The following is a 7,218-nucleotide window of genomic DNA, read 5'->3' as shown; positions in this document are numbered from 1 at the left end:
GGGGGTCGAGAAGGACTCACAGTAGTCTGTACGCATGTCTGACGTTCCCGAGATCCGTATCGGCACTGCCGAACGTGAGCAGGCCCTGAACTTGCTGAGCGAACATTTCGCGGCGGGCCGTTTGACGGTCCCCGAGTTCGATGAGCGCAGTATCGCGGTCACGAATGCCACGACCCGCGGCGAACTCGACCGAGTGTTCACCGACCTCCCCGCGACCACGGTCGGCACGCCCGCCAAGGCCGAATCGGCCGGCACCGACAGCGACCAGAACTGGCGTCGCATCGTGATGTCGGTGATCCCGCTCGTCGCCCTCGTGCTGTTCTTCGTCGTCCCGGTCGACAACAGCTGGTTGTTCTTCCTGATGATCCCTGCCGCCGGCGCCATCCTGTTCGGCACCCGCGACGACCGCCACGGTCGCGATCGCCGCCGCGACCGGGACCGCTGACGTGGAACCTGTCGAGGTGAATGCGGGTGGCTGGTACCTGCGCGCGCTGCGCGCGGACGAACGGGTCGATGATCGTCCGGCGCTCGCGGACGGTGGAATCGCCGAACCCGAGTACGTCGCCCGCCGCACGGCGCAGTGGCTGAGCGACGAGCACTATTCGTGGGCGATCTGCCAGCCCAACACCGGCGAACTGCTCGCCGAGGTGGGCCTCACTCCGTCCGGGGACTCCGCGACCCTCACGGGCTGGGCGCGGACCGGCCACGAGGACGCGCTCGCGAGCGGATCGGATGCGGTGCAACGGTTTGCCGAGGGCGCACTGGGGTTCACGGTCGAGCGGTGACTATGCGATTCGTTCCGGTGGCGGTACTCACCGTGCTGGCACTGGTCATGCTGCTCTCCCCTGCGTCCGCGACGCCGTCGGGTCCCGAACATGCCGACAAGGTGGTGCACGCCCTGCTGTTCGCGGCGCTGGCGGCCGCCTCCCGGTACGCGCTCCTGACACCACGGATCACCGTGCTCTGGCTCGCGGCGTTCGCGGTGATCACCGAGATACTGCAGGGCGTGCTGCCGATCGGCCGGCACGGATCGGTCTGGGACCTCTGCGCCGACATGGTGGGTGTGGCGATCGGGTTGTCCGCTCAGTCCGCGATCATGCGCTCCCGCAGCAGAGTCTGAACCCCGGCGTCGAGGCCGAGTCCGTCGGAGAAGTACCGTTCGACGGTCCCGTACTGCTCGCGCATGGTGGCCAGGGACACCTCCAGGTACTGCTCACGGACTCCGAGCACGGGCTCGAGCAACGCCGGATCTCCACCCGCGTCCACGAATTTCTCGAACACGCCCGCGAACGACGGAAGCAGGAGTTCGTTGGTCAGCAGGTAGTCGTGGAACACGTCGTCCTCACTGACGCCGAGGAGAAGCAGCAGCGCCGCCGTGGCCCAACCCGTCCGGTCCTTGCCGGTGGTGCAGTGCACGAGGGCAGGCGTGTTGCCGTTCGAGGCCAGGTCGCCGAACAACTCCCGGTACGACGACACCGCGCTCGGCATCACGACGAAGTCGCGGTAGCTGCCCTCGAAGTATTCGATCGCGCGTCCGCCGCCGAGCTCCCGTTCCGCGATCATCGGATCGGCGATCACCTGGAGCATCTGCGCGGGGATGGACCGGATCCCCTTGTCGGCGAGCACGTCCAACACGACCGCGCGAGCCCCGTCCGGGAGTTTGTCGGGTGCCGCGTCACGCTCGTCCGCGGTGCGCAGGTCGTACACCGTCCGGATCCCGAGGCCGTCGAGCAGCGGCATGTCCGTGTCCGCGACGCGGCTGAGATCGGTCGAACGGAAATACACGCCGGTGCGCACTTTCGCGCCGTCCCGGGTTCGGTAGCCACCGACGTCTCGCAGATTGGGCACGGACGTGAGCGGTATCGGCGTCATGCGTCGACGGTACCGCCCAGCACTCGGGCCAGTGCATCCACGGCGGCGTCGAGTTCCGCGGTCGTCACCGTCAGGGGTGGGCGGAACCTGATCCCGCGCTTGCCGGTCGGCAGGATCAGCACCCGCTCCCGGTCCCTCAGGTCGGCGACGACGCGGTCCCGTCGCTGCGGCGTGGGGAGCGTGATCGCGCACATGAGGCCGCGTCCCCGCGGCTCGGTCACCTCGGGATTCGCGCGTGCGAGTTCCCGCAGTCGTTCGAGGAGATGCGCCCCGGTCATCCGTGCTCGGTCGACGAGCCTGTCCTCCTCGACGATCTCGAGGATCCTGCGGGACCGCACCATGTCGGTGAGGTTGCCACCCCAGGTGGAGTTGATCCGCGAGCTGACGGCGAACACGTTGTCGGGGATGTCGTCCACCCGGCCGCCGGCCATGATGCCGCAGACCTGAGTCTTCTTGCCGAACGCGACGACGTCCGGGTGCACTCCCAATTGCTGGTACGCCCAGGCCGTGCCGGTGAGACCGCACCCGGTCTGCACCTCGTCGAAAATGAAGAGGGCGTCGTTCTCCCGGCAGAGCACCTCCATCGCCTGGAAGAATTCCGGGCGGAAGTGGTGGTCTCCCCCCTCTCCTTGGATCGGCTCGGCGATGAAACACGCCACATCCGAGGGGTTCTCGGCGAACGCGCGCCGTGCCTGGTCCAGCGCGTGGCGCTCGGCTTCGACGACGTCCCGCCCGTCCGCGAGGTACGGGGAGTCGATGCGCGGCCAGTCGAACTTGGGGTACCGAGCCACCTTGCCGGGCTCGGTGTTGGTGAGCGACATGGTGTATCCACTGCGCCCGTGGAACGCCTCGGTCAGATGCAGCACCTTCGTGCCGAGCGCGGGGTCGAGGCCACGGCTCTCATTGAGCCTGCTCTTCCAGTCGAATGCCACCTTCAGAGCGTTCTCTACGGCGAGTGCGCCACCGTCGATGAAGAAGAGATGCGGCAGTGCGGGATCCCCCAGCACCCGGGCGAACGTCTCGACGAACCGTGCCATCGGGACGGTGTAGATGTCGGAGTTGCTCGGCTTGTTGATCGCCGCCGCCGCCAGTTCCCGGCGAAAGGCGTCGTCGTCCGCCAGTTCCGGGTGGTTCATCCCCAGCGCCGACGAGGCGAAGAATCCGAACATGTCCAGGTAGTCGGTGCCATCGCGCTGGTCGACGAGATGCGTACCGCGTGAGCGTTCCAGGTCGAGCACCAGGTCGAAACCGTCGACCAGAATGCGCTCGCGCAGCACGTCGTGCACCTGGCTCGCCGGCAGCTCGCCCCCATCTCCGGTAAATCGAATCGCTGTGCTCATACCGAGAGATTACGTCAAAATTCCTGTGAAACGGCGACAATTCGGCAACATATCCGGAACAGGGCTCACCTGTCGTAAAATGTTTGCAAGATGATGGTGCTGCGCGTGTGTACGTTGGCGGTGGCACGGATCTCCTGCAGCAGGTGTTCCAGCTCCCGTGGGGAAGCGACGCGCACCAGCAGCACGTAGCTCTCCTCCCCCGCGACCGAGTGGCACGCTTCGATCGCGGGGAGGTTCCGCAACCGGGCGGGTGCATCGTCGGGCTGCGACGGATCGAGAGGGGTGATCGCGACGAATGCGGACAGACCGTGCCCGAGCGCATCCGGATCGACCTTCGCGGTGTACCCGCGGATCACTTTGCGGGCCTCGAGCCTGCGCACCCTGGACTGCACGGCGGAGATCGACAGCCCCGCCTTCTCGGCGAGTGTCGCCAGAGTCGCCCGGCCGTCGGCCACCAACTCCTGCATCAGTACCCGATCGATGTCGTCGAGAGGAGTATGGGGTGCGTCGCTACGAAAAGATTCCACCACCAGCGCAGGCTAGCCCAGCGGAGGTGCATCATGGTTGAAACGTGGGAGCTCCGCGCCCGCTTTGCCCGGATGCTGGCCGCGATGTACGGCCGGGAGGTGCCCGCCTACGACACGCTGGTCGACGTGGCCGGTGCGGTCAACGCGGACTTCGCGGCGCGAAACCCGGCCGACGCCGAACGCCGTGGCGGCCTCGCCCGGATCACATCCGAACGCCGCGGCGCGATCCGGCTCGGTGGACCCACGGAGCTGCGCCAGGCGGCCATCCTGTTCGCGGGCTTCGGAATGCACCCTGTCGGCTGCTACGACCTGCGCGACGCACCCGCACCCGAGCCCGTCGTCTCGACGGCGTTTCGTCCCGTCGATCCGATCGAACTGGGCCGCAACCCGTTCGGGATGTTCACGTCGATGCTCACCACCGCCGATCGCCGGTTCTTCGACTGCGACCGGCAGCGCCGCCTCGAGAACGTTCTCGCCGCACGCACGGTTTTTCCCACGGAGGTGTTGCACCTGGCCACGCTCGCGACCGAGGAAGGCGGGCTGACGGCGCCGACGGCGGAGCGGTTCGTCGCACTGGCGGCCACGGCCTTCGCATCGTCGGACACTGCGGCCGACCGGTCCTGGCACGCCGAACTCGAACGTATCTCCCCCGTCGCCGCCGACATCGGTGGGCGCACTAACGTCCGCATCGTCCATCTGGCGCCGCGGGTCTTCGACCTCGACGACCTGCGCCTGCAGTCGGCGCGCCGCGGCCTCACGATGATCGACCGCATCCAGGGACCGCCCGCGTGGAGCGGCCCGGACGTACTTCTGCGGAAGGCGTCGTTCCGCGCCGTCGGCGAACCAGGCGGAGTCGTCGTGGCGGAGTCACGCGGCATCGCACTGACACCGGACGGACGGGAACTGTACGACCGTCTGGCGGACGCCGACTCCGCCCGCTGGGACCGCGAGTTCCCGCGAACGGAAGCCCAACTCGAGGCGAGCGGGCTGGCGTACTTCAACCATCGGCTGTCCGGCGAGGAACATGTCGCGGAGCCCATTCTCTACGAGGACTACCTCCCGGTGGCGGTGGACTCCGGCCCCGACCACCTACCGTGGCTCGCCGAGACACTCGGCCGGCCCGTGCACGACCCGTTCACGCTCTACCGACAGCAGCAGGATCGAACCCGAGAGAGGACAGCATCGTGAACCTTCCCGCCCCTGAGGAGTTGCGCCGACGCGCCGAGGAGGCACTGATCCGGTGCGGCGCCGAGATCACCGACGCCGGTGGACCGCTCGTCGCGCGGACCCCGATCACCGGGACCGAACTGCGCACGGTGACCGCGAGCAGCGCTGACGACGTGGACCGGGCGATCACCGCAGCGCACGACGCCTTCCTCGAGTGGCGTACCGTCCCCGCCCCCCAGCGCGGCGCGGTGGTTCGCCGCCTGGGTCAGCTTCTGACGGAGCACAAGACGGACCTGGCGGAACTGGTCACCCTCGAGGCGGGCAAGATTCCGTCCGAGGCGCAGGGCGAAGTGCAGGAGATGATCGACATCTGCGAATTCGCGGTCGGTCTGTCACGCCAGTTGTACGGCAGGACGATGGCCTCGGAACGTCCGGGACACCGGCTGATGGAGACGTGGCATCCGCTGGGAGTCGTCGGGGTGATCTCGGCGTTCAATTTCCCCGTGGCGGTGTGGTCGTGGAATACCGCCGTCGCGCTGGTCTGCGGCGACACGGTGGTGTGGAAGCCGTCGGACCGGACTCCGCTCACCGCGATCGCCTGTGATGCGCTGCTGGCGCGCGCTGCCCGTGACGTCGGTGCACCCGCCGGGATCCACGCCCTGGTCCAGGGCGAGGGGGACGTCGGCGAGCGTCTCGTCGACGACGCACGCGTGGCGCTGGTCAGCGCCACCGGGTCGGTGCGGATGGGTCGCGCCGTGGGTCCGCGTGTCGCCGCGCGCTTCGGCAAATGCCTACTCGAGCTGGGCGGCAACAACGCAGCGGTGGTGGCTCCGTCCGCCGATCTCGATCTGGCCGTGCGGGGAATCGTCTTCTCCGCCGCGGGCACCGCGGGCCAGCGCTGCACGTCCCTGCGGCGGCTGATCGTGCACTCCTCCGTCGCCGACGAGCTGGTGCAGCGCATCTCTTCGGCGTACGGCCAGTTGAAGGTCGGGAACCCGTTCGACGACGGCGTCCTCGTCGGACCGTTGGTGAACCGCTCCGCGTTCGAGGCCATGCAGACCGCGTTGGACAAGGCCCGCGCCGACGGCGGGACCGTCGTCTGCGGCGGCGAACGCAGCGGTGGCAGCGACTCCGCCTACTACGTCTCGCCCGCCCTCGTCCGGATGCCCGCGCAGACATCGGTGGTGCAGGAGGAGACGTTCGCGCCGATCCTCTACGTCCTCACCTACGACGACTTCGACCAGGCGATCGCGTTGCACAACGAAGTGCCCCAAGGGCTCTCGTCGTCGATCTTCACCACCGATCAGCGTGAGGCCGAGAGGTTCCTCGCGGCAGACGGTTCCGACTGCGGCATCGCGAACGTCAACATCGGCACGTCTGGTGCGGAGATCGGCGGGGCGTTCGGCGGCGAGAAGGAGACGGGCGGCGGACGCGAGTCCGGATCCGACGCATGGAAGGCCTACATGCGCCGCGCGACGAACACCGTCAACTACTCCGATCGACTCCCCCTCGCGCAGGGGGTGGAGTTCACCTGATCGGCGGCGTCGACCCGCTACTCTCGGGGCGTGAGCAACTGGACCGAGATGGCGCGTGAAATTGCCGAGAACGTGTTGTTCCCGGTGGCCGACAGCGTCGATGCCGACGGCGAGATTCCCGACAGTCACTTCGAGACTCTCGCCGCCGACGGCTTCTACGGACTCGCGGCACCGGGCGACGAAGGTGTGTCGCCGTCGGTGCTGGTCGACGTGATCGAGACGTTGTGCGGCGGCTGCCTCGCGACGGCATTCACGTGGATGCAGCATCACGGCGTCGTCGCCGGTCTCGCCGATTCGCCGAACACGGCCCTGCAGGGTCGCTACCTCGACGGGCTCATCGACGGCACCGTGCGGGCCGGTGTCGCCCTGGCCGGAGCGATTCCCGTCCCGCCCACTCTGTGGGCACGCAGCGTCGACGACGGCTACGTGCTCGACGGGGTGTCGCCGTTCGTCACCGGCTGGGGCATCGTCGATCTGCTCCAGGTGTCGGCGCGCGACGAATTCGACGACTCCATCGTGCACGTCATCATTCCCGCACAACCGCTTCGGGGACTCACCGCCGAGGAACTCCCGCTGATCGCGGCCCGCGGGTCCAACACGGTCCGGTTGACATTCGACGGGCTCGCCGTGCCACGTGATCTGGTGAGTGCCGTCGTCTCCGCCGAGGACTTCGCGAAGAGCCAGCTGTTCGGGTCGTGGATCAACGGGTGCATGGCGATGGGGATCACCCGCCGGGCGATCAGCGAACTGGAGGCTCTCGGCGTCGACGCCGACCCG

The 7,218-nt window shown here is 68.1% G+C and carries 9 protein-coding genes; 6 read left to right on the top strand and 3 right to left on the bottom strand.

The features are described 5' to 3' along the window. Window positions 1–34: 34 nt before the first annotated feature. The 3 genes from AZG88_RS32000 to AZG88_RS31990 are packed head-to-tail and all read left to right on the top strand — an operon-like array spanning window position 35 to window position 1,120. A complete protein-coding gene (locus AZG88_RS32000) occupies window positions 35–445 on the top strand; it encodes a DUF1707 SHOCT-like domain-containing protein (protein ID WP_061700147.1) in 411 nt (136 codons plus the stop codon). A 1-nt stretch (window position 446) separates the two neighbouring features. Then, window positions 447–785, top strand: coding sequence for a hypothetical protein (locus AZG88_RS31995; RefSeq protein WP_005239962.1), 339 nt, complete (start codon window positions 447–449; stop codon window positions 783–785). A 2-nt stretch (window positions 786–787) separates the two neighbouring features. Continuing rightward, window positions 788–1,120: a VanZ family protein gene (locus AZG88_RS31990; protein WP_005239960.1), complete on the top strand. Its 333-nt coding sequence runs from the start codon at window positions 788–790 to the stop codon at window positions 1,118–1,120. On the opposite strand, the gene AZG88_RS31985 is transcribed toward AZG88_RS31990, so the two are convergent. The 3 genes from AZG88_RS31985 to AZG88_RS31975 all read right to left on the bottom strand — a co-directional run bounded on the left by AZG88_RS31985 (window position 1,084) and on the right by AZG88_RS31975 (window position 3,742). Continuing rightward, window positions 1,084–1,872, bottom strand: coding sequence for a tyrosine-protein phosphatase (locus AZG88_RS31985; protein ID WP_005239957.1), 789 nt, complete (start codon window positions 1,870–1,872; stop codon window positions 1,084–1,086). The genes AZG88_RS31990 and AZG88_RS31985 overlap by 37 nt on opposite strands. Then, entirely contained in the window at window positions 1,869–3,212 is a 1,344-nt protein-coding gene (lat, locus tag AZG88_RS31980) for an L-lysine 6-transaminase (RefSeq protein WP_005239956.1), read from the bottom strand. Before lat ends, AZG88_RS31985 begins: the two co-directional genes overlap by 4 nt. A 65-nt stretch (window positions 3,213–3,277) precedes the next feature. Continuing rightward, window positions 3,278–3,742, bottom strand: a complete 465-nt coding sequence (locus AZG88_RS31975; RefSeq protein WP_025432271.1) for an Lrp/AsnC family transcriptional regulator — start codon at window positions 3,740–3,742, stop codon at window positions 3,278–3,280. Between the two features lie 30 nt (window positions 3,743–3,772). Between AZG88_RS31975 and AZG88_RS31970 the strand changes: the two genes are divergently transcribed. The 3 genes from AZG88_RS31970 to AZG88_RS31960 all read left to right on the top strand — a co-directional run. Continuing rightward, window positions 3,773–4,927 carry a 2-oxoadipate dioxygenase/decarboxylase family protein gene (locus tag AZG88_RS31970; RefSeq protein ID WP_061700146.1) on the top strand — a complete coding sequence of 385 codons (1,155 nt, stop codon included), beginning with the start codon at window positions 3,773–3,775 and terminating at the stop codon, window positions 4,925–4,927. 44 nt (window positions 4,928–4,971) lie between these two features. Continuing rightward, on the top strand, window positions 4,972–6,441 hold the full coding sequence (gene amaB / locus AZG88_RS31965) for an L-piperidine-6-carboxylate dehydrogenase (protein WP_442971761.1): 1,470 nt from the start codon (window positions 4,972–4,974) through the stop codon (window positions 6,439–6,441). 30 nt (window positions 6,442–6,471) lie between these two features. Continuing rightward, on the top strand, window positions 6,472–7,218 hold a 747-nt coding region (locus AZG88_RS31960; RefSeq protein ID WP_061700144.1), incomplete at its 3' end, for an acyl-CoA dehydrogenase family protein.

This window comes from Rhodococcus sp. LB1, from assembly GCF_001583455.1.
Classification (GTDB): domain Bacteria; phylum Actinomycetota; class Actinomycetes; order Mycobacteriales; family Mycobacteriaceae; genus Rhodococcus_F; species Rhodococcus_F opacus.
This window is presented reverse-complemented; position numbering and strand designations above follow the sequence as displayed.